Raw genomic sequence first — 19,396 nt, forward strand, 5'->3', positions numbered from 1 at the left:
CCCGGATGCTGGACCTCCGGCGGAAAGAATCCGTTGAGGCACAGCCGACGACTTCCGGTTCACGAACCATCGTTGGGTTAACCAAACGTCAGTTCCCGAGGCCTAGCGTTGTGCCAGCGCGGAGCCGACTCCATGACCACACAGATCGTCCAGCGGCGGCAGCTTGCGGTTCTCGCAGGCGGCGGCGTGGTGTCGGCGGCATCCTGGCTTCTGATGGCGCCCTGGAACGTCCACGGCTGGTTCATTGGAGCGCCGCTGGGCCGGGATTTCGTGAACTTCTGGTTGGCGCCGCGCCTCGTGATGGCAGGGCAGGGGGCGATGCTGATCGACCTGCCGGCCTACGCGGAGACGATCAGGGCGACCTTCGGTCTGGCCCGCGATCCGGGCCTCCTCTTCGTCTACCCGCCGCATGCGATGCTTTTGTTCGCGCCCTTCTCGATGCTGCCCTTCCTGCCGGCCGTGCTCCTCTGGACCGCGTTTAACCTCGCCTGCCTCGCCCTGGCGACCCGGCTGCTCCTTCGCGGAGCGCCGGCACGGGGGATCCTCCTCGCGGTCTGCCTGTCGCCGCCCGCCGTGGCGATGATGATGTACGGCCATTTCGGCGGTCTGTTGGCCCTAGCGACGACCGTCGCGGTGCTCGAGGCGCCGCGCCGCCCGCTCCTGGCGGGGCTCTGCATGGCCATCCTGTCGATGAAGCCGCAATTCGCCTGCGCCATCGGCCTGATGCTCTTCTGCGCCGGGCAATGGCGCTGCCTCGTCTTCGGCGTGGGGTTCAGCCTCGTTCTGGCGGTCGTGTCGGCGGGCCTCTTCGGGATCGAGGTCTGGCAACGCTTCGTGATGATCACGATGCCGATGCAGAGTTCTTTCGTCACCGGGTTCGACGCCAAGATGATCGAAACCGCGGTCACCGCCTATTTCGCGGCGCGCTACTCGGGTGTTGCAGCGCCGCTCGCCTGGGCGATCCAGGGGGTGGTGGCCGCTGTGAGCCTCGCCTGCGGCGTCGCCGCTTTGCGCCGCGGAGCAGGGGAGCCCGGCTGCCTTCTCGTGGTGGTCCTTGGCGCCCTCGTCATGCAGCCTTACGTGTCCCACTACGACCTCGCCATCGCCGCTCCGGCCTTGACGCTCGTCGTGCTCGGCCGGGAGCCCGGCGCGGCGCCGGTCACCGTGGCGGCGTGGCTGCTGACGCCGCTGGCCCGCCTCCTCATCGTCTTCGATATGCCGATCCTCGGCGTGCTGGTGCCCGGTGCCCTCATCGCCCAGGGCTTTCGGCTGCTCGGACCCAAGGAGGCCGAAGCGCCTCGCCAAGCCACGCTCGACGCGGCGGCCTGATCCCCTCGAACCCTCAGCTCCGGCGGTCACAGATGGCACGCGTTCTCGTCACGGGCGGCTCGGGTTTCCTCGGTTCGCTCCTCGTCCAACGCCTGCTGGGTGACGGGCACACCGTCACCAGCGTCGATCTTCTCCCCGCCACCTTCGCGGCGCCGAACTTCACCGCCGTCGTCGGCGACATCCGGGATGCCGCGCTCCTCGACAGGGTGATGCCGGGGCACGAAGCCGTGTTCCACTGCGCGGCCCTGCTGGCCCACGGCACGATCAAGCCCCGGGACCTCTGGGCGAGCAACGTCGAAGGCACCCGCGTCCTCGCCCAGGCGACCAAGGCGGCGGGCATTCGCAGCCTCGTCTACATCTCGAGCAACTGCCTCTGGGCCCGGGGCTTCGACCGGCCGGTGCGGGAGGACGACGCGCCCGCGCCCTGCGAGATCTATGGCGCCAGCAAGCTCGAGGGCGAACGGATCCTGGCGGCCCATGCCGGCGATTTCGCCACCACGGTCATCCGCTCCCCGACCATCATCGACGAGGGGCGGCTCGGCCTCCTCGCCATCCTGTTCGACTTCATCCGCGAGGGGCGGCGCGTCTGGCTCGTAGGGGAGGGCAGCAACCGCTACCAGTTCATCTACGCAAAGGACCTCATCGCGGCGATGCTGCTGGCATGGCGGCAGGGCGCCTCGGGGGTGTTCGGCATCGGGGCGGACGAGGTCGGCTCGATGCGCGAGACGTTCGAGCACGTCATCGCCCATGCTGGCACGGCGGCGCGCACGGCGCACCTGCCCCTCCGGCCCACACTCCTGGCCATGCGCGCGGCCCATGCCCTGCGCGTCTCACCCCTGGGGCCGTACCATTACCGGATGATCGCCGAGAGCTTCGTGTTCGACACGGCCAAGATCAAGGCCGACCTCGGCTGGCGGCCCACCCTGACGAACGGCGACATGCTGCTGGCCGCCTATCGCTACTACGTGGCGAACCGGGCCGAGATCGCCGGCCGGAGCAACGTTTCGGCCCATCGCCGTCCGGCGGATATGGGCGTTATCCGCGTCCTGAAATGGGTGTCGTGACGACAGCAAAGTCTTAACCCTGCCACGCCAACACTCGGTCAAACCCGCGCGAGACTGCTGCGAATCGGGCCGGAGCGACTGATGAGCCACCACACCGAGACCCTGGTGATCGGCGCGGGGCCGGCCGGCCTCACGGCGGCCTACCTGCTGTCGAAGCAGGGGCGCGGGGTGACCGTTCTCGAAAGCGATGCCAATCAGGTCGGCGGCATTTCCCGGACGGTGTCCCACAACGGATATCTGTTCGATATCGGCGGCCACCGGTTCTTCTCAAAGTCCAAGGCCGTCGTCGATCTCTGGGACGAAATCCTCCCCGATGATTTCATCGACCGGCCTCGGCTGTCGCGGATCTATTACAACGGCAAGTACTACGCTTATCCCCTCAAGGCCTTCGAGGCCCTGAAGAACCTTGGCCTCGGCACGAGCGTCGCCTGTGTCGCGTCTTACCTGTTCGCCCGCGCTAATCCTGTGAAGGAACCGAAGAACTTCCACGAATGGGTCCGCAACCAGTTCGGCGAGCGCCTGTTCTCGATCTTCTTCAAGACATACACCGAGAAGGTGTGGGGCATGTCCTGCGATGCCATCTCCGCGGATTGGGCCGCCCAGCGCATTAAGGGACTCGACCTCGGCGCGGCGATCCGCGACGGCGTCAAGCGCTCCCTCGGCCTGGGCAAGCGGCGCAAGGCCGGCGGTCCGGTCATCAAGACGCTGATCGAATCATTCCGCTATCCCCGGCGGGGCCCCGGCATGATGTGGGAGGCCGCCGCGGCGAAGACGGTGGCTCAGGGCGGAAAGGTGCACCTCGACCGGATGGTCGATTCCCTCTGCTTCGATGGCGTCACCGGCCTGTGGACCGTGTCGGCCCGGCGCGGCGACGGCAGCCGCGAGACCTACACGGCCAAGCACGTCATCTCCTCGGCGCCGGTGCGCGAGCTGGTGAACGCCATCCGGCCCCGTCCGCTGAGCACATTTAACGCCCGTGCCCTGGCCTATCGCGACTTCCTGACGGTGGCGCTGATCGCCAAGTCGGACAAGACCTTCCCCGACAACTGGATCTACATCCACGATCCGTCCGTGAAGGTCGGCCGCGTTCAGAACTTCCGCTCGTGGTCGCCGGAGATGATCCCCGACGAGACGCATACCTGCCTCGGGCTCGAATACTTCTGCTTCGAGGGCGACGGCCTGTGGAACGCGAGCGATGACGACCTCGTCGCCCTGGCGAAGGCCGAGATCGGCAAGATCGGGCTCATCGACCCGGCGGACGTGGTAGATGCCTGCGTGGTGCGCCAGCCGAAGGCCTACCCTGTCTACGACGAGGATTACGCCGCCCACATCGCCACCGTGCGGCGCGAGCTGGAGCGGGACTACCCGACGCTTCACCTCGTCGGCCGCAACGGCATGCACAAGTACAACAATCAGGACCACGCCATGATGACGGCGATGCTGACCGTGGAGAATATCCGCGCCGGCACCCGCCGCCACGATGTCTGGCGCGTCAACGAGGATGCCGAATATACGGAGGCCGGTCTCTCGGGGGCGCAGGAGGCGCTGGGCAGCGAGCGTCTGGTGCCGCGCAAGGTGGCGTGAGGTTCAATTTCCTCTCCCCGCCTGCGGGGAGAGGGCAGTGACGGTCCAACCCAAGAGCCTCATCCTGAGGTGCCCGCCGAGGCGGGCACCTCAGGATGAGGGAGAGGGTAGGAGTGCCGTTGCGGAGCACCGCCCGCAATGACGGTCAGCCGCCGCCCTTGTCCTTGGCGATGGCGGCGCGGGACTTGTCGTCCCAGCCGGTTTCGAGAAGCTGGATCAACACCGAAAGCAGCGTCAGCCCGTGGGCGCCGAGGGGACCCTAGATCGGTCCTCGGGCGGCTTTCTCATAGGCGTCGCGCAGCCCGCGCAACTCGCGTTCGCGTTCGCTCGGCGTCGTCTTGGCCATCCCTCGGCCCCCGAAGAGGCCCGTGCCTGCGGTACGCCCCCGCAAACGAGCCTCGAACCCCGCAACCGGGGGGTGGAAAACCGACAAGGAAACGGCTCCTACGACCTTTAGCGCCGAGGCGCCTGGACATGCGTCGCAGGCCCCCGGATCACGATGGATCGAGGTTTCGGCCACACATAGTGCGACCTCCAGTTTCCTTGTAGAGGCTTCCACACCTCAGGGCAGCGCGTACTACCCCACGACGATTAAGGCCGATCTGCCCGGCCCTGGTCAAGCTTTGAGAAGAAACGCGCCATAAGCGCCCTGAACCCGCGACTAAAGCGGCCAAAGGGCCAACCTTGCCGAAGTTTCACGAGACAGGTTCCCACGCTGCCGCTATCTCGCCACGACCCGCAGCCATGTCCACGGCCGGAACGTAAGGGAGAATGGTGTGGCTGCGATCAGGACCGGACTCGGCATCCAGGCCGTGGTGACCGCGCTGTGCGCGCTGATCCTCCTGGCGTTTCCCGGGGTGCCCAGCCCCCCGCTCTACGTGTCCCTCGCGGGTTTCGTGATGGCGGGCATCCTCATCGCCTCGAACCCGATCTCGGCGTATCTGAAGGTGTTCGTGTCGGTCTACGGCGTCGGCTACCTGATCCTGGCCGGATCGAGGGCCTTGGCGGAGGCGGGCCTGCTGCCCCCCATCCTCGCCGCGTTGCTGCCGCCGCCCTTCGCGGCCACGGGCGCCGTGGTGTTCGCGGGCATCGTGCTCGGCATCTCGTATCTCGAGCCGATCCGCGCGATCACCAACATCGCCGACCCGTACTTCGCCAACCGCGACGCGCCGACCAAGGAGATCAGCCTGTTCCGCTGGTTCGGCAGCACCGAGGGGCGGATCGGGCGCAATCTCGTCGCCCTGTCGATCTTCGTGAACTTCGCCGACGTCGCCCTGACCCTGCGGTTCAATTTCTTCTACCGCGACATGTACAACTCCCTGCAGGAGTACAACGCGGAGGCTTTCTGGCACCAGCTTCTCTGGATCTTCGTTCCCCTGGCGGCCCTCAACATCGCCATCGGCATGTTCGACCTGTTCGTCGATTCCTCCCTGCTCATCCGCTGGCGGACGTGGCTGACCCATAGCCTGACCGCGCGGTGGCTCGGGAACGGTACGCATTACCGCATCCCGTTCACCGACGAGGAGGCGGACAATCCGGACCAGCGCATCCAGTCCGACGTCGATGCCTTCATCCGGCAGACGGCTAGCCTCTCGATCAGGCTGCTGAGTCAGGCGGCACAGCTGGTTTCGTTCATCGTGATCCTTTGGACGATCTCCCGGGATTTCGTGCTGCCCTTCACGGACACCGTGGTGCCGGGCTTCCTAGTCTGGCTGGTGATCGCCTACGCCGTCGTCGGCACGTGGCTGACGCATCTCATCGGCCGTCCGCTCATTGGGCTGAACTTCCGTCAGGAGCGGGTCGAAGCCGACTTCCGCTTCTCCCTCGCCCGCAACCGCATCTACTCGGAGCAGATCGCCCTCCTGCGGGGCGAGAAGGCCGAGGCCGGGCGCCTCGCATCGCTGTTCCACATGGTGGTGGCCAATTATACGGGCATCATCTTCCGCCGGATCAAACTCATCGCCTTCACGTTCAGCTACCGGCAGGCGAGCGTCATCTTCCCCTACCTGATCGCGGCGCCGTCCTTCTTCGCCAAGAAGATCACGCTCGGCGCCCTCCAGCAGACCGGCAACGCCTTCGGGCAGGTTCAGACCTCTTTGTCGTTCTTCGTGGACGCCTACACGACGCTGGCGGCTTACAAGGCCAATACCATTCGCCTTGGCTCGTTCCGCCGGGCTATGACCAAGGCCGAGGCCCTGGCCGTCACGGGTGGCGGCCTGACCCAGGGCAACGTCACCGCGGGGGGCGTGACTGCCACCGGCCTCACCCTGGCCCTGCCGGACGGGCGCGAGATCGTGTCCGCCGACGCGCTCAGCCTGCCCAAGGGCGCGGCGACCCTGGTCACCGGGCCGTCGGGCTCCGGCAAGTCGACCCTGTTCCGGGCGATCGCCGGGATCTGGCCCTTCGGCCACGGGCGGATCGACGTGCCGGCGGGGCAATCCGCGCTGCTGCTGCCGCAGCGGCCCTACATCCCCCTGGGGACGTTGCGCGATGCGGTGGTCTATCCCAACGATCGCTCGCGGTTCTCGGACGGTGAGATCCGGCAGGCCCTGGTGGATGCGCAGCTTCCCGCCCTGGTGGACCGGCTGGACGAGGATGACGTGTGGGAGCGGCGCCTCTCCGGCGGCGAGCAGCAGCGCCTCGCCATTGCCAGGGCGCTCCTGGCCAAGCCTGCGTGGCTGTTCCTCGACGAGTCGACCGCGTCCCTGGACGAGCCCTCCGAGGCGTCGATCTACCGGATGCTCCGAGAGCGTCTGCCAGAGACGACCATCGTCTCGATCGGGCACCGTTCGACGCTGGAAGCCCTCCACGACCGGCGGGTCACCCTCGAGAAGGAGGGCGACCGCTTCGTGCCCCGGGAGCAGATGAGGGCGGTGCCGGCGGAGTAACTCCGTCGCCCCGCGCCGCCGGTGCAGGTGTCCCACGCCGTCATTGCGAGCGGAGCGAAGCAACCCAGGGCAGCGGGCCATTTCCGGGCGTGGCGCATCCCTGGATTGCTTCGCTGCTATCGCAATGACGGAGGGCACCATGCCGGACGGCGCCAGACCGTTCCGCTCAGGCCCCAGCCTCACCCCCTCCGCAGGGCGGCCGCGGCCCGGGCGGCGGCCTCGATCGCTGCGGTGTCCGGCGTGCCGGGCTTCACGACCCAGCTTCCTCCGACGCAGAGCACGGAAGGCATGGCGAGCCAGTCCGGTGCCGTGGCCTCGGTGATGCCGCCCGTCGGGCAGAACCGCACCTGACCGAACACCGCCGACTGCGCCTTCAGCGCCTTGATGCCGCCGGCCGCCTCGGCGGGGAAGAACTTGAACCGGTCGAGCCCGTGGTCCAGCCCGCGCATGATATCTGCGGCGGTGGCGACGCCGGGCAGGTAGGGCACGCCGTTGGCCTTCGCCGCGTCGGTCAGCGGCGCCGTCAGGCCCGGCGAGACGATGAACTCCGCCCCCGCCGCCAAAGCTGCCTCAAGGTCCCGGGGGTTAAGCACCGTGCCGGCGCCGACCACCGCACCCTCGACCTCGGCCATGGCCCGGATGACGTCCAGGGCTGCCGGGGTGCGTAGGGTGACTTCCAGGGCGGTGAGGCCGCCTTTCACCAGGGCCTCGGCGATGGGCCGGGCATGGGTGACATCCTCGATCACCAGCACCGGGATGACCGGCACGGCGCGCATCAGCGTGTCGATGCTGGCGAGGTCGTTCATGGTGGCCTCCGTTTGAGTCTCGGCGTCAGTCTTTACACACCGTCATTGCGAGCGGAGCGAAGTAATCCAGGGCGGCGGGCCGTTCCCGAACGATGCGGATCCCTGGATTGCTTCGCCTTGCTCGCAATGACGGGGAGGGTGAATGCCCTGTCCTCAGAGTCCCGCCGCGGCGAGCATCGCCGAGGCGCCCCGTTCGGCGCCATCCGCACCCGCGCGCATGAAGGCGAAGAGCTCCCGCCCCGTCCCGGACTGCGGCTTGGGCGCCGGCGCGAGGTCCCGGGCGGCGAGCTCGCCGTCGTCCACCAGCACCTCCAGCCGGCCCTCGGGCGCCGAGAGGCGGACGATGTCGCCGTCCCTGATCCGCGCGATGGTCCCGCCGGCCAGCGCTTCCGGCGTCAAATGGATGGCGGCGGGGACCTTGCCCGAGGCGCCCGACATCCGGCCGTCCGTCACCAGGGCAACCTTGAAACCCCGATCCTGCAGCACGCCGAGTTGCGGGGTAAGCTTGTGCAGTTCCGGCATCCCGTTCGCCCGCGGTCCCTGGAAGCGGACGACCACCACCACGTCCCGCTCCAGCTCGCCGGCCTTGAAGGCCTTCAGCACGTCGTCCTGATCGTCGAACACCCGGGCCGGGGCCTCGATGACACGGCGCTGCTCGTCGACGGCGCTCGTCTTGAACGTCGCCCGCCCGAGGTTGCCCTGCACGAGGCGCATTCCACCATCGGGCTGGAACGGGCGGTCCGGCCGGCGGATCATCGTGTCGTCCAGGCTTTCCGGCACCGCGTCCTCGAACACCAGCTCGTCGCCCGCAAGCTTCGGGTCCCGGGCCTGGTCGCGCAGGGAGCCGCCCGACACGGTAAGGATGTCGTCGTGCAGCATCCCCGCATCGAGAAGGGCGGCCATGACGAAGCTGATCCCGCCCGCCGCGTGGAAGTGGTTCACGTCCCCCGCACCGTTCGGGTAGACCCGGCAGATCAGCGGCACCGCCGCCGAAAGACGGTCGATGTCCTCCCAGTCGATCACGATTCCCGCCGCCCGGGCGATGGCCGGCAGATGGATGGCGTGGTTGGTGGATCCGCCCGTGGCCAGAAGGCCGACGGCGGCGTTGACGATGGCCTTCTCGTCCACGCAGCGCCCCAGGGGCCGGTAGTCGTTGCCGTCCGCGCCGATCTCCGTGAGTCGGTGGATCGCCGCGCGGGTGACGGCCTGCCGAAGCTTCGTGCCGGGGTTGATGAACGAGGCGCCGGGCATGTGCAGGCCCATCATGTCCATCATCATCTGGTTCGAGTTGGCCGTGCCGTAGAACGTGCAGGTGCCAGCCCCATGATAGGAGGCGGATTCGGACTCAAGCAGCTCCTCGCGGCCGACCTTGCCCTCAGCGTAGAGCTGGCGGATCCGTACCTTCTCCTTGTTGGCGAGGCCCGAGGGCATGGGCCCTGCTGGGATCAGGATCGTCGGTAGGTGGCCGAAGCGCAGGGCCCCGATGAGCAGGCCGGGCACGATCTTGTCGCAGATGCCGAGGAGCGCCGTGCTGTCGAACATCCCGTGGCTCAGGGCCACCGCCGTCGAGAGCGCGATGGTATCGCGCGAGAAGAGCGACAGCTCCATGCCGCGCTGACCCTGGGTGACGCCGTCGCACATGGCCGGCGTGCCCCCCGCGACCTGGGCGGTGGCACCCCGCTCCCGGGCAAAGACCTTGATCTGGTCCGGGTAGCGACCGTACGGCTGATGGGCCGAGAGCATGTCGTTGTAGGCGGTGACGATGCCGATATTCATCGTCCGCCCGGCGCGGATGGCCGCCTTGTCCTCGCCGGCCGCGGCAAAGCCGTGGGCGAGATTTCCGCAGGCGAGCTTCGGGCGGTGGACGCCGTTGTCACGCTCCTGCGCGATGAGATCCAGGTAGGCGCGCCGGCTCGTCCGCGACCGCTCGACAATCCGTGCGGTGACGGCCGCGACTTCCGGGTGAAGCTCGGTCATGGCGTATCCTTCGGCGGCTTCCGGGCACCGCTGTCTATCGCGGATCCAACGACCTGAGAACGACGCCTGAGCGCGGCAGGGCGGACCCTGCCGCATCCCGGTCCTGCCCGAGGGGGAGGCCGGGCGGGACCGAACTTCCTGCGCGTCGGCTCAGTATTCCCAGAAGATGCGCTGCAGCTCCTTCGTATCGCTCGTCTTGGTCAGCGCCACCGCGGCGAGGATCTTCGCCTTCTGCGGGTTCAGGTCGTGGGCGACCACCCAATCGTATTTGTCGTCGGGCTGCTCGGCGTTGCGCAGCACGAACCCATCCGGCACCCGGGACGAACGGATCACGAGGGTGCCCTTGGACCGGATTTCCTTGAGCTTATCGACGAGGTAGTTCGGGACCGACCCGTTGCCGGTGCCGGCATTCACGATGGCCTTCGCCCCGGCCTGCACCTCGGCGTCGTAGACCCCGGGGATCATGTTGCCCGACCCGTAGACGATGCCGACGAGGGGCAGGCTGTCGATCTGGTCGATGTCGAATTCCGAGCTCGTGTTGTGGCGCTTCGCCAGGGTGCGGAAGAAGTAGGTCTTGCCCTCCACGACCATGCCGAGGGGCCCCCATTGGCTGAAGAAGGCGCTCGGCACGATGTTGGTCCGCTTGGTGACGTCGCGGCCGCTCTGGATCATGTCGTTCATGGTGACGGTGACGCCCTTGCCGACAGCCTCCTTGCTGCCGGCGACGGTGACGGCGTCGAGCAGGTTGAGGGCGCCGTCGGCGCTGATGGCCGTCGAGGGGCGCATGGAGCCGACCACGACGATCGGCTTGTCGCTCTTGACCACGAGGTCGAGGAAGAAGGCCGTTTCCTCCAGGGTGTCGGTGCCGTGCGTGATGACGACGCCATCGACGTCATCCTGCTTCAGGAGGGCCGACACGCGTTTGGCGAGCTGGACGAGTTGCGCGTCGGTGAAGCTCTCCGATGCGATCTGGAAGACCTGCTCGCCGCGGACGTTGGCGTTGTCCGACAGTTGTGGCACCGCTGCGATGAGCTTGTCCACCGGCACCTTAGCGGCGGTGTAGGTGGCGCTGTTGGCAGCGTCGGCCCCGGCCCCGGCGATGGTCCCTCCGGTGGCGAGGATCACCACGTTCGGCTTGCGGGGCGCCGTCGCCGTCGCCGCATCCGCATCCGGCATTTCCCTCGCGCTGAGGGGTACCGCACCGAATCCCAGGGTCAGGACGACGGGAAGGATCGCCGCGCAAAAGCGAGAGCGCGGGCGGAGGCGGCAGACTTGCATGGAGGATCCTTGACGGCACGCGTTCGGACGGCCGCGATCGTAGCGGCGGCTTGGCGGCAGGCAAGTTCCATGCGCGCGTATCGCGCATTTGGATCGGTCTCGCCGCTCCGGGCGTTTCGTCCGGACTCGTCACACGCGGAGGGAAAGATGCACGACCTCGCCAGCCTGATGGACGAACTGAAGCGCAGCGACATCGCGCGGGACGCGATGGCGATGCTGGAGACGGCCCTCGCCCGGCGCAGCGCCGAAGAGCAGGGTGCGTTCTGGCGGGCGGTGGATCTCTATTATTTCTCCCGCAAGGCACCGCCGGAGCCGGTCGCCACCGCGCCGGTGACCGGCCCTGGCTTTCTCCCGGTAGGCTAAGGCCGTCCCCGAACGGGTTGCGCCGGGCCGGTAGCGTGGAATTTATCGTTCTATCCAACCCGCCGCCCTCATCCTGAGGTGCCGCGCCAGCGGCCTCGAAGGACGGCTCGAGCACTCGCGCGAAAGTTGGAAGACTCCTTCGAGGCCGACGCTTCGCGTCGGCATCTCAGGATCAGGGCGGGGGTGGGGGCAGGGGGCTATAGACCTCCTCAGAAGACCGAAATCAGCACGATGCCGGCGACCATCACCCCGGCACCGAGCAGCCGCGCGGGCTTGGCGCGGACCTGCTTCATCCCCAGCCAGCCGAAATGGTCGAGGGCGACCGAGGTCAGCAGGTTGGCGGTGATCAGGAGGCCGTTGAAGGCGCCCGCGCCAACCTTGTCCACGAAGAGCAAACCGGCGAACACCGCCACCGCCCCGGTGATGCCGGCGAGCGGCATCCACCAGCGGACGCCCTTGAGATCGTCGCGCGTCGGCAGCGGCGTCGGCCGCAGCAGAAAGATGAAGGCGAAGACGAACACCACCGGCACGAAGGAGACCGTGGCCGCGAGCCAGGGATTCGCCAGGGCGCCCCGCAACTGCGCGTTCCACACCACGCCGATCGCCATGAGCATGCCCGCGACGATGATGAAGGGGTAGAGCAGCTTGCCGGTGGTGCTCGTCTCGTCACCGTCTTCCTTCTTGGCCCCCGTGCGGGCGATGAAGATCACACCCACCGCCATGAGCAGCCCGCCGAGCCAGGGCAGTGGCTTGAAGCCGGAGGCCTGGAGGCCGAACAGGCCGAAGGCATCCATCGCCAGGGAGGTGATGATGTTGGCCGTCAGGGTCAGCCCGTTGAAGGGCCCTGCGCCCACCTTGTCGATGAAGGCGAGGCCGCCGAACACCGCCACCGCACCCGCCACGCCGCCGAGGGGTGCGTACCAGGGCATCTTGCCGAGGCTGTCGAGGGTCGGCAGGGGCGTCGGCATGGTGAAGAACAACGTCGCGAAGACGAAGACGATCGGCATGAAGGAGACGGTGGCCGCGAGCCAGGGATTGACCACCTTGCCGCGCAGCTGCGCGTTCATGGAATTGCCCAGCGCCTGGAGGCACCCCGCGACGATGATGAAGGGATAGAGCAGAAATGCTGTCACGCCGCAGGTTCTCCGGTCGTCGATGGGGGGCAGGTCAGAGGTAGAGAAGGGCGGCCAGGGCCAGCACGAGGGCCGGCGGCATCACCAGCACGCCGAGCTTCAGGAACTTGCCCGCCGAGACGTCCTGTCCTTCCCGGCGGATCGCCGTGAGCCACAGGATCGTCGCCAGCGAACCGGTGACCGACAGGTTCGGCCCGAGGTCGACGCCGATCAGGATCGCGCCCGCCACCTTCTGCGAGACATGCGCCGCCTGCACCGCCGCCCCGGCGAGGAGGCCGGCCGGCAGGTTGTTCACGAGGTTCGAGCCCACCGCCACGGCCGCTCCGCCTGCCCAGGCGGTCGCCGTGGGATCACCGGCGGCATAGGATTTCAGGGTGTCGGCGAGCATCTTGAGGACGCCCGTCGATTCTAATGCCTCGACCAGCACGAACAGCCCGGCGACGAGGGGAAGGACGCTCCACGAGACGTCCTTGGCCACCTCGACGAACCCGCCGCGCTTGATCGCCAGCACCACCAACGCGGTGGCGAGGCCCGCGACGAAGGTCGGGAGGCCGAGCTCGATACCCGCGGCCGAGGCGCCGATCAGGGCGGCGCCTGTCAGGACGATCCCGAGCCCCGCGACCTTGCCCCCCGTTCCGAGGGGTTTCGGCTCGACATCGGCCTCAATGGACTGCTTGAGCGCCGAATTCTGCGTGAGACGCAGGACCGCGTAGGTCGTCACGATGGCGAGGAGGGACGGCAGCGCGAACAGCTTCATCCACGTGCCGAGCGGCGGCATGTTCTGCGCGAAGACGACGAGGTTCGCCGGGTTCGAGATCGGCAGGACGAAGCTCGCCGCGTTGGCGATGAAGGCGCAGATGAAGAGATAGGGGAGCGGGTCCTTGGCCTTGGCGGCCTTGGCGGCGGCATAGACGGCGGGCGTCAGCACCACCGCGCAGGCGTCGTTGGAGAGGAACACCGTCACCACCGTGCCGACGATGTAGACGAGGAGAAAGAGGCGGGTGGCCGAGCCCTTGGCAGCCCGCACCGCGTGGCTCGCCAGCCAGTCGAACAGGCCCTCCTTCCGGGCGATCTCGGCGAGCAGCATCATGCCCACGAGGAACAGGTAGACGTCCGTTCCCTTGGCGACACCGTCGAGGGCGACGTGCCAGGGTAGCAGGCCCAGCACCACAAGGAGCGCGGCACCGAGCACCGCCCAGATCGCCTCCGGCCAGGAGAACGGACGGATGATGACGCCCAACGTCGCCAGGGCGGCAATACCCCAGGTCGCAAGGTTTGGTGTCAGGGTCAGGGCGCCCATCGCGAGGTCGTTCTTTCAAGGGGGGAGGGGAAAAGAGGATAACTACCAGTCGCGCCCGGCCCGGTTGGGGCCGAGCTGGTCGCCGCGCACGCCCTTCTCGAGCCACGCGCCGAGGCTGCAGGCATCGCTGCCGGGCTTATCCGGACGGTCTGGAGTCAGGAAGATGCGGTCTGCCGGCTCGATCACGTCGTGGTCGATATGGTCCGGCCCGTAGCCGGGCCAGCGCGGGTCGGTCGCCTCGACCTCCAGGAGACGGGCGCCCGGGGGCCAGGGGACGCGGGCCTCGTAGACACTACCCTCTGCGGCGCGGTCCATGGCGTGCCAGGGACCGCGATCCACGCGGCAGCGGCAACGGGCCGGCGTCGCATCGGACAGCACCACCGCCCGAACGGCGATCCGGCCCGACGCGTCGGCGCGCAGCGCCCGGGTGGCGAGGCGCCGGTCGGCGGGGGCCGTGATGAGCACGAAGGGGGCGGTGCGGTCGAGGGGGCGGAAGCGCCAGCTCACCTCGCCGTCGTCGATGGCGCCCGCGGCGTAGCCGACGGAGCCGTCCTCGTTCTGCCCGACGGACCGGCCGGAGGCATAGGTCGTGCGCCCGTCATGGGCCAGTTCGTTGTAGTGGGTGTGCCCCATCTCCGCGAGGCGGACGCCCTGGGTCCAGAACAGGCCGGCGACATCCTCAGCCTCCTTCTTTTCCAGGTCGTCGGGATAGGTGTGCATGAAGACGGCACAGGTCTTCCCCTCCCTGGCCGCCTGCGAGACCTCGTCGCCGAGCCATGCCAGCTGGTCGGGGCCGAGCCGGAAGTCGAGGCCCATCCCCTTCTGCCCATAGCCTGCACTGATCATGTCGAGGAACAGGCAGCGCACCGCGCCGGCATCGTGCCGGAAGTAGTATTGCGGGATCAGCTTGCGCTCGGGCTCCCTATTCGGCGCCGCCGGGGGCTGGAGAAGCGCGTTGACCACGGGCGGATGGCGCTCGGCCATGACCGCCGTGTGGAATTCGCCGAAGGCGTCCATCGCGCCGTATTGGCGGTCGTGGTCCCCGGGGATGAGGAGGACCGGCAGGGTGGGATGCGCCCGCAGGATCTCCGCGATCAGGGCGTATTCCTCCCCGGCTCCATTCTCGGCGATGTCTCCCGGCAGGTAGACGAAGTCGAAGGCGTCGCGCCCGAAGCCGGCGATCTGATCGAAGATCGCGGCGAGGTCGGCATGGTTGCGGGCTCCGCGCACGGTCAGGTGCTGGTCGCCCACATGGAGGAAGAGGAAGGGCCGGCTCGGCCCGTCCGGGATCGGGGTGCTCATGAGGCGGATCCGTTCAGGCAGTCGTCAGGCCGCAGCGGCGGCACGGGGAAGGCCGCCATCCGTGCCTCCGGCCTCCGCCTCGGGCAGGCTGTCCCGGGTCTCCGGCATCAGGGCGACATAGAGGGCGAAGCCAAGGCCGGCGATCGCCGCGAGGCTTAGAAAGGCGGCCGAATATCCCGCCGAGACGATGATGACGCCCGCAAGCGTCGCGCTGAGGGACGCGCCCACACCCTGAGCGGTGGCGACGGCGCCTTGGGCTGCGTTGAAGCGGCCCGCGCCGCGGGTGAGGTCGGCCACGACGATTGGGAAGAGCGCGCCGTAGATGCCCGCGCCGATCCCGTCGAGGAGTTGCACGCCGACCAGCCAGAACGGGCTGTCCGAGAACGTGTAGAGAACGCCGCGGATCGCCAGGATGCCGAAGGCGACCAGAAAGATCGGCTTGCGCCCGATGGCGTCGGCCTTGGCGCCCACGAAGATCGCTGTCGGCACCATCACGCATTGCGCGGCCACGATGCAGACCGCGATCAGCGATGTCGCATGATCCTTGCCCGAGATGTGGGTCAGCAGCTGCCCCACCGAGGTCAGCATGGCGGCGTTGGCGAGGTGGAAGATCGCGCAGAGCACGGCGAAGATCAGCAGGCTGCGGTTGCCGAGCAGGGTCTTAAGGCCGGACGGCTGGTCCCCCGCTTTTTCCTCCGATGCGGTCATGCCCCGGGCGAGATCGTCGTCGATCTCTTCGGCCGGAACGAGCAGCATGGCGCCGATGGACATGGCCGCCAGCACGCCCATCAGCCAGAACACGACCACCGGACCGAAGAAGTAAGCAAGGCCGCCCGCGAGTGCCGCCGAGGCGGCGTTGCCGGCATGGTTGAAGCCTTCGTTCCGGCCGATCCGCTTCGAGAACATCTTCGGGCCGACGAGGCCGAGGGTGATCGCGGCGAGTGCCGGCGGGAAGATCGTCCCCGCCACGTGGGCCAGGGATTGGGTGGCGGTCACCACGTAGAAGTTCGACACGAAGGGCAGGACGAGGCAGCTCGCCGTCACGGCGATCGCGCCGCCGATCACCACGGCCCGCTTGTGGTTGGTGGAGTCGATGAAGGCGCCCGCCGGTGTCTGCGCCACGAGGCCCAGAATCCCGGCGATGGTCATGACAAGACCGGTGGTGGCCTCGTTCCAGCCCTGGTCGGGGCCGCGTACGGCGATGAGGTAGATCGCCAGATAAGGTCCGAGACCATCACGGACGTCGGCGAGGAAGAAATTGAGCGCGTCGAGGCCGCGCAGAGCCTTCGACGAGGCGGATTTCGTCCCGCCGCTGCGGGTCTCCTTCAGCGCCGCCCCATCCATGCTGCGTCATCCTCAGCGTCCATCCGACCCCTGCAGGTCGGGCGCCAGCATGACGCGCCAAGTCATCGCCGGTTCCGGTTAAGCAGTCGCGAGGGGGTCTTATGGCCAAAGTTCAGGGAAATCGATCAATGTTCCCCGAATCTTCGCCGTTTTCGCTGTCGGCTTTAGCGACGTGGTCTGTCGTGATTTGCGACAGCGTGGCTTCATCGGCGGCGAGGCCGTAGCGCTCCATCTTCGCGTAAAGGAGCTGGCGCTGGATGCCGAGACGCTTGGCGGCACGGGTCCGGTTGCCGCCCTCCGCGGTGAGCGCTCCTTCGATCATCCGCCGTTCCAGCCGGGCCACGGCACCGGGCAGGTCGGCATCCTGATCGGGATCCCCGGTTGAGGTAGGGGGCGCACCGGGCAGGTCGATCTCTTCCGGCGCGATCATCCCGCCCCTGACGAGGAAGGCAGCCCGCTCCACGACGTTGCGCAACTCCCGGACATTACCCGGCCAGGGATAGGCGAGGAGGCGGGCCGCCGCGCCCGCACTCAGGCGCTTGCCGAAGGCTGCGAGGAAGTGTTCGGCCAGGGGGACGATGTCGGCCAGACGCTCGCGCAGGGGCGGCAGCGAGATCGGCACGACGGCGAGACGATAGTAGAGATCGGCGCGGAACCGGCCATCCGCGACGAGGGCCGGGAGGTCCCGGTGCGTCGCCGCCACGAGACGCACGTCGATCCGCAAAGGACGCCCGCCGATGGGCGTGACCGTGCGGTCTTGGATCACCCGCAGGATCTTAGCCTGCATGGCCGGTGCCATGTCGCCGACCTCGTCGAGGAACAGCGTGCCTCCCGCCGCCTGGGCGAAGGCACCGCTGCGGTCGGCGGTAGCGCCGGGAAAGCCGCCGCGGGCATGGCCGAACAGCTCCGTTTCCAGAAGGTCGGGCCGGATCGCGGCGCAATCGACCGGCACGAAGGGCCGTTCCCGGCGGCTGGAGAAGGCATGCAGGGCCCGGGCGACCTCTTCCTTCCCGGTGCCGGTCTCGCCGCAGATCAGGATCGTGGCGGGCCCATCGGCGACGAGGCCGATGCTCTTCTGGACCCGGCGCATCGCTTCGCTCGATCCCACAAGTCCGCCGGGCGGCCGTGGCCGCTCGAGAACCGGGTCCGGCCGGGCCCTCTGGAGCATGTTATCGAGGGCGGCGGCGAGGTCGGCGCGGCCGACGGGTTTCGTCAGATGGTCGTGGGCGCCGAGCCGCATGGCCTCGATGGTGTTCGCCGGGCTCGCGAAGGCGGTGAGCACGAGAACCGGGGGCGCCTCGGGCCGCGCACGGATGCGGGCGAGGGTGGCCATGCCATCGAGGTCGCCTGGCATCCGCAGGTCGAGGAGTACGGCGTTCACGCCGCCCGCCCCCAACCGCGCCAGGGCTTCGATGCCGCTCGCCGCCACCACCGGCAGGTGGCCAAGGTCGCCCACCGTCTCGGCGAGCCCCTCCCGCATGGCGGCGTCGTCATCGACGATCAGGACGGTCGCCATGGAAGCTCCATGAGGAAGGTGGCGCCCGACCCGGGCTCCGCCGGGGCCAAGCGGACGTCGCCGCGATGGGCGCGGGCGATCTCCCGCACGATCGCGAGGCCGAGCCCGGTGCCGCCGGGCCGGGCCGTGGCGAAGGGCTCGAAAATCTCGGCGTGAAGATCCGGATCGACGCCGGGACCGCTGTCCGACACCCCGACGGACAGGATCACGGTGCCGTCCCGGATCAGTCTTCGAGCCGTGATGCGGACGCAACCACCCTCCGGGCTGTGCTGGATGCCGTTCAGGATCAAATTTTCGACGGCGCGCATGACCTGCGTCCGGTCGAGATGCGGATCGTCATGGGGCGGCAGGGCGTCGGCCTCGACGGAGAGGCTGACACCCCGCGCCCTTGCGACCTCCCCGTGATAACGGGCGCATTCCGCCAGGAGGGGGCCGACCGGGGTCGGGCTGCGGGCAATGGAGCGGGGCTGCGTCAGGTTGAGCAGATCACGCAGGAGGGCATCCACCCGGGCGATCTGGCCGAGCACCGCCTTCAGCGCGGTCTCCGCCCGTTCCGGCTCGCCGTTGGCCAGCGCGTTCTCGGCCTTGAGGCGCATGGCGGCGATGGGATTGCGCACCTCGTGGGCGAGGTCGGCGGCGAGGCGTCCCACCGCCGCGAGCCGTTCCGCGGCGACGACCCGCTCCCGCGCCACGCGAAGGCGGCTGCCGGTGGCATTGAGGGCATCGACCAATCGGTCCAGTTCCCGCTCCCCGGTCCGCGACAAGTGGGGCAGCTCTTCCGCTTCCGCCAACGGCGAGGCCAGGGCCGCCTCGAGTTGCGCGATCCGGCGCGAGAAGCCGATCAGGAACCGGCCGAGGAAGATCGCGGACCCGATCACCGCGACGGCGAGGAAACCCAAGCCCGCGAGGAGCCGGATATAGGATGGGCTCTCGGCTACATGGGCCCGCATCATCGTCCAGGCTGTGGCATCGGTCGCGTAACCCCGCAGGGGACAGCCCTGCAGGACGAGCACCTGCGTCCGGTTCGGACGCCGCAGCGTCACCGCATGCTCCACATGGAACGCCTCCGCGTTGACTGCTTCGATCAAGGGTCGTTCCGCCGCCGGGAGGTCCGTCTTCGGGCCGGTCCCTTCGTAAGTGGGAAACGCATAGGCGACCGGACCCTTCGCCTGCGTCCAGATACCGCCTTCGACGCCGGGCAGCTTCTCCAGCGCGACGGCAACGGCCCGTTCGGCCGGTGTCCCCTCCGGGAGGCGTCCCTTCCGGCCGGCGATCAGGTCGATGATCTCCCGGCAGCCGCGCGTCACCGTGACCTCCGCCTCCGCCACTTGGACGGCGGTGGACTGCCCGTAGAGACCGTAGAGCAGCAGGCCCGTCGCCGCGCCCGACGCCAGGAGCATCAACCAGAGCGCCAGGAGCCGCGCCCGGAGGCTGTTGGTTCTCACCGACATTGGCCGCCCGTCGTCGTCGCTCCGGGCAAAGGTTGGGCAGCGCCATACCGAGCCCCGCCGG

The 19,396-nt window shown here is 68.4% G+C and carries 14 protein-coding genes; 5 read left to right on the forward strand and 9 right to left on the reverse strand.

The window, feature by feature from the left end; all coding sequences use genetic code 11:
• The first annotated feature begins 132 nt into the window (after nt 1-132).
• From MFF22_RS17380 to MFF22_RS17395, 4 genes are all read left to right on the forward strand, one after another.
• The gene (locus MFF22_RS17380) at nt 133-1,329 is read left to right on the forward strand and encodes a glycosyltransferase family 87 protein (RefSeq protein WP_238250245.1); all 1,197 of its coding nucleotides are present in this window, start codon (nt 133-135) and stop codon (nt 1,327-1,329) included.
• A 32-nt stretch (nt 1,330-1,361) separates the two neighbouring features.
• Nucleotides 1,362-2,393 carry an NAD-dependent epimerase/dehydratase family protein gene (locus MFF22_RS17385; protein WP_238250246.1) on the forward strand — a complete coding sequence of 344 codons (1,032 nt, stop codon included), beginning with the start codon at nt 1,362-1,364 and terminating at the stop codon, nt 2,391-2,393.
• Between the two features lie 81 nt (nt 2,394-2,474).
• Nucleotides 2,475-3,977 (forward strand): NAD(P)/FAD-dependent oxidoreductase, encoded by a 1,503-nt coding sequence (locus MFF22_RS17390; RefSeq protein WP_238250248.1) that lies wholly within the window; start codon nt 2,475-2,477, stop codon nt 3,975-3,977.
• Nucleotides 3,978-4,753: 776 nt separating this feature from the next.
• Entirely contained in the window at nt 4,754-6,865 is a 2,112-nt protein-coding gene (locus tag MFF22_RS17395) for an ABC transporter ATP-binding protein/permease (RefSeq protein ID WP_238250250.1), read from the forward strand.
• A 179-nt stretch (nt 6,866-7,044) separates the two neighbouring features.
• On the opposite strand, the gene eda is transcribed toward MFF22_RS17395, so the two are convergent.
• From eda to MFF22_RS17410, 3 genes are all read right to left on the reverse strand, one after another.
• A complete protein-coding gene (gene eda, locus MFF22_RS17400; RefSeq protein WP_238250252.1) occupies nt 7,045-7,671 on the reverse strand; it encodes a bifunctional 4-hydroxy-2-oxoglutarate aldolase/2-dehydro-3-deoxy-phosphogluconate aldolase in 627 nt (208 codons plus the stop codon).
• 153 nt (nt 7,672-7,824) lie between these two features.
• Nucleotides 7,825-9,648 carry a phosphogluconate dehydratase gene (gene edd / locus MFF22_RS17405; protein ID WP_238250253.1) on the reverse strand — a complete coding sequence of 608 codons (1,824 nt, stop codon included), beginning with the start codon at nt 9,646-9,648 and terminating at the stop codon, nt 7,825-7,827.
• Between the two features lie 150 nt (nt 9,649-9,798).
• Nucleotides 9,799-10,926, reverse strand: a complete 1,128-nt coding sequence (locus MFF22_RS17410) for an asparaginase (protein ID WP_370877511.1) — start codon at nt 10,924-10,926, stop codon at nt 9,799-9,801.
• Between the two features lie 147 nt (nt 10,927-11,073).
• Here MFF22_RS17410 and MFF22_RS17415 point away from each other — a divergent pair, with 147 nt between their 5' ends.
• Nucleotides 11,074-11,289, forward strand: coding sequence for a hypothetical protein (locus tag MFF22_RS17415; protein WP_238250255.1), 216 nt, complete (start codon nt 11,074-11,076; stop codon nt 11,287-11,289).
• Between the two features lie 209 nt (nt 11,290-11,498).
• On the opposite strand, the gene MFF22_RS17420 is transcribed toward MFF22_RS17415, so the two are convergent.
• From MFF22_RS17420 to MFF22_RS17445, 6 genes are all read right to left on the reverse strand, one after another.
• Nucleotides 11,499-12,422: a DMT family transporter gene (locus MFF22_RS17420; RefSeq protein WP_238250256.1), complete on the reverse strand. Its 924-nt coding sequence runs from the start codon at nt 12,420-12,422 to the stop codon at nt 11,499-11,501.
• Nucleotides 12,423-12,456: 34 nt separating this feature from the next.
• The gene (locus tag MFF22_RS17425; RefSeq protein ID WP_238250258.1) at nt 12,457-13,722 is read right to left on the reverse strand and encodes an arsenic transporter; all 1,266 of its coding nucleotides are present in this window, start codon (nt 13,720-13,722) and stop codon (nt 12,457-12,459) included.
• A gap of 42 nt (nt 13,723-13,764) precedes the next feature.
• Nucleotides 13,765-15,024: a metallophosphoesterase family protein gene (locus tag MFF22_RS17430; RefSeq protein WP_238250259.1), complete on the reverse strand. Its 1,260-nt coding sequence runs from the start codon at nt 15,022-15,024 to the stop codon at nt 13,765-13,767.
• A 24-nt stretch (nt 15,025-15,048) separates the two neighbouring features.
• Nucleotides 15,049-16,368 carry an MFS transporter gene (locus MFF22_RS17435; RefSeq protein ID WP_238250261.1) on the reverse strand — a complete coding sequence of 440 codons (1,320 nt, stop codon included), beginning with the start codon at nt 16,366-16,368 and terminating at the stop codon, nt 15,049-15,051.
• 112 nt (nt 16,369-16,480) lie between these two features.
• A complete protein-coding gene (locus MFF22_RS17440; protein WP_238250262.1) occupies nt 16,481-17,884 on the reverse strand; it encodes a sigma-54-dependent transcriptional regulator in 1,404 nt (467 codons plus the stop codon).
• Complete coding sequence (locus tag MFF22_RS17445) at nt 17,869-19,335, reverse strand: sensor histidine kinase (protein WP_238250264.1); 1,467 nt, start codon at nt 19,333-19,335, stop codon at nt 17,869-17,871. The genes MFF22_RS17440 and MFF22_RS17445 overlap by 16 nt, the downstream gene beginning before the upstream one ends.
• Nucleotides 19,336-19,396: the final 61 nt, after the last annotated feature.

It is taken from the genome of Methylobacterium persicinum (assembly GCF_022179525.1).
Lineage (GTDB): Bacteria > Pseudomonadota > Alphaproteobacteria > Rhizobiales > Beijerinckiaceae > Methylobacterium > Methylobacterium persicinum.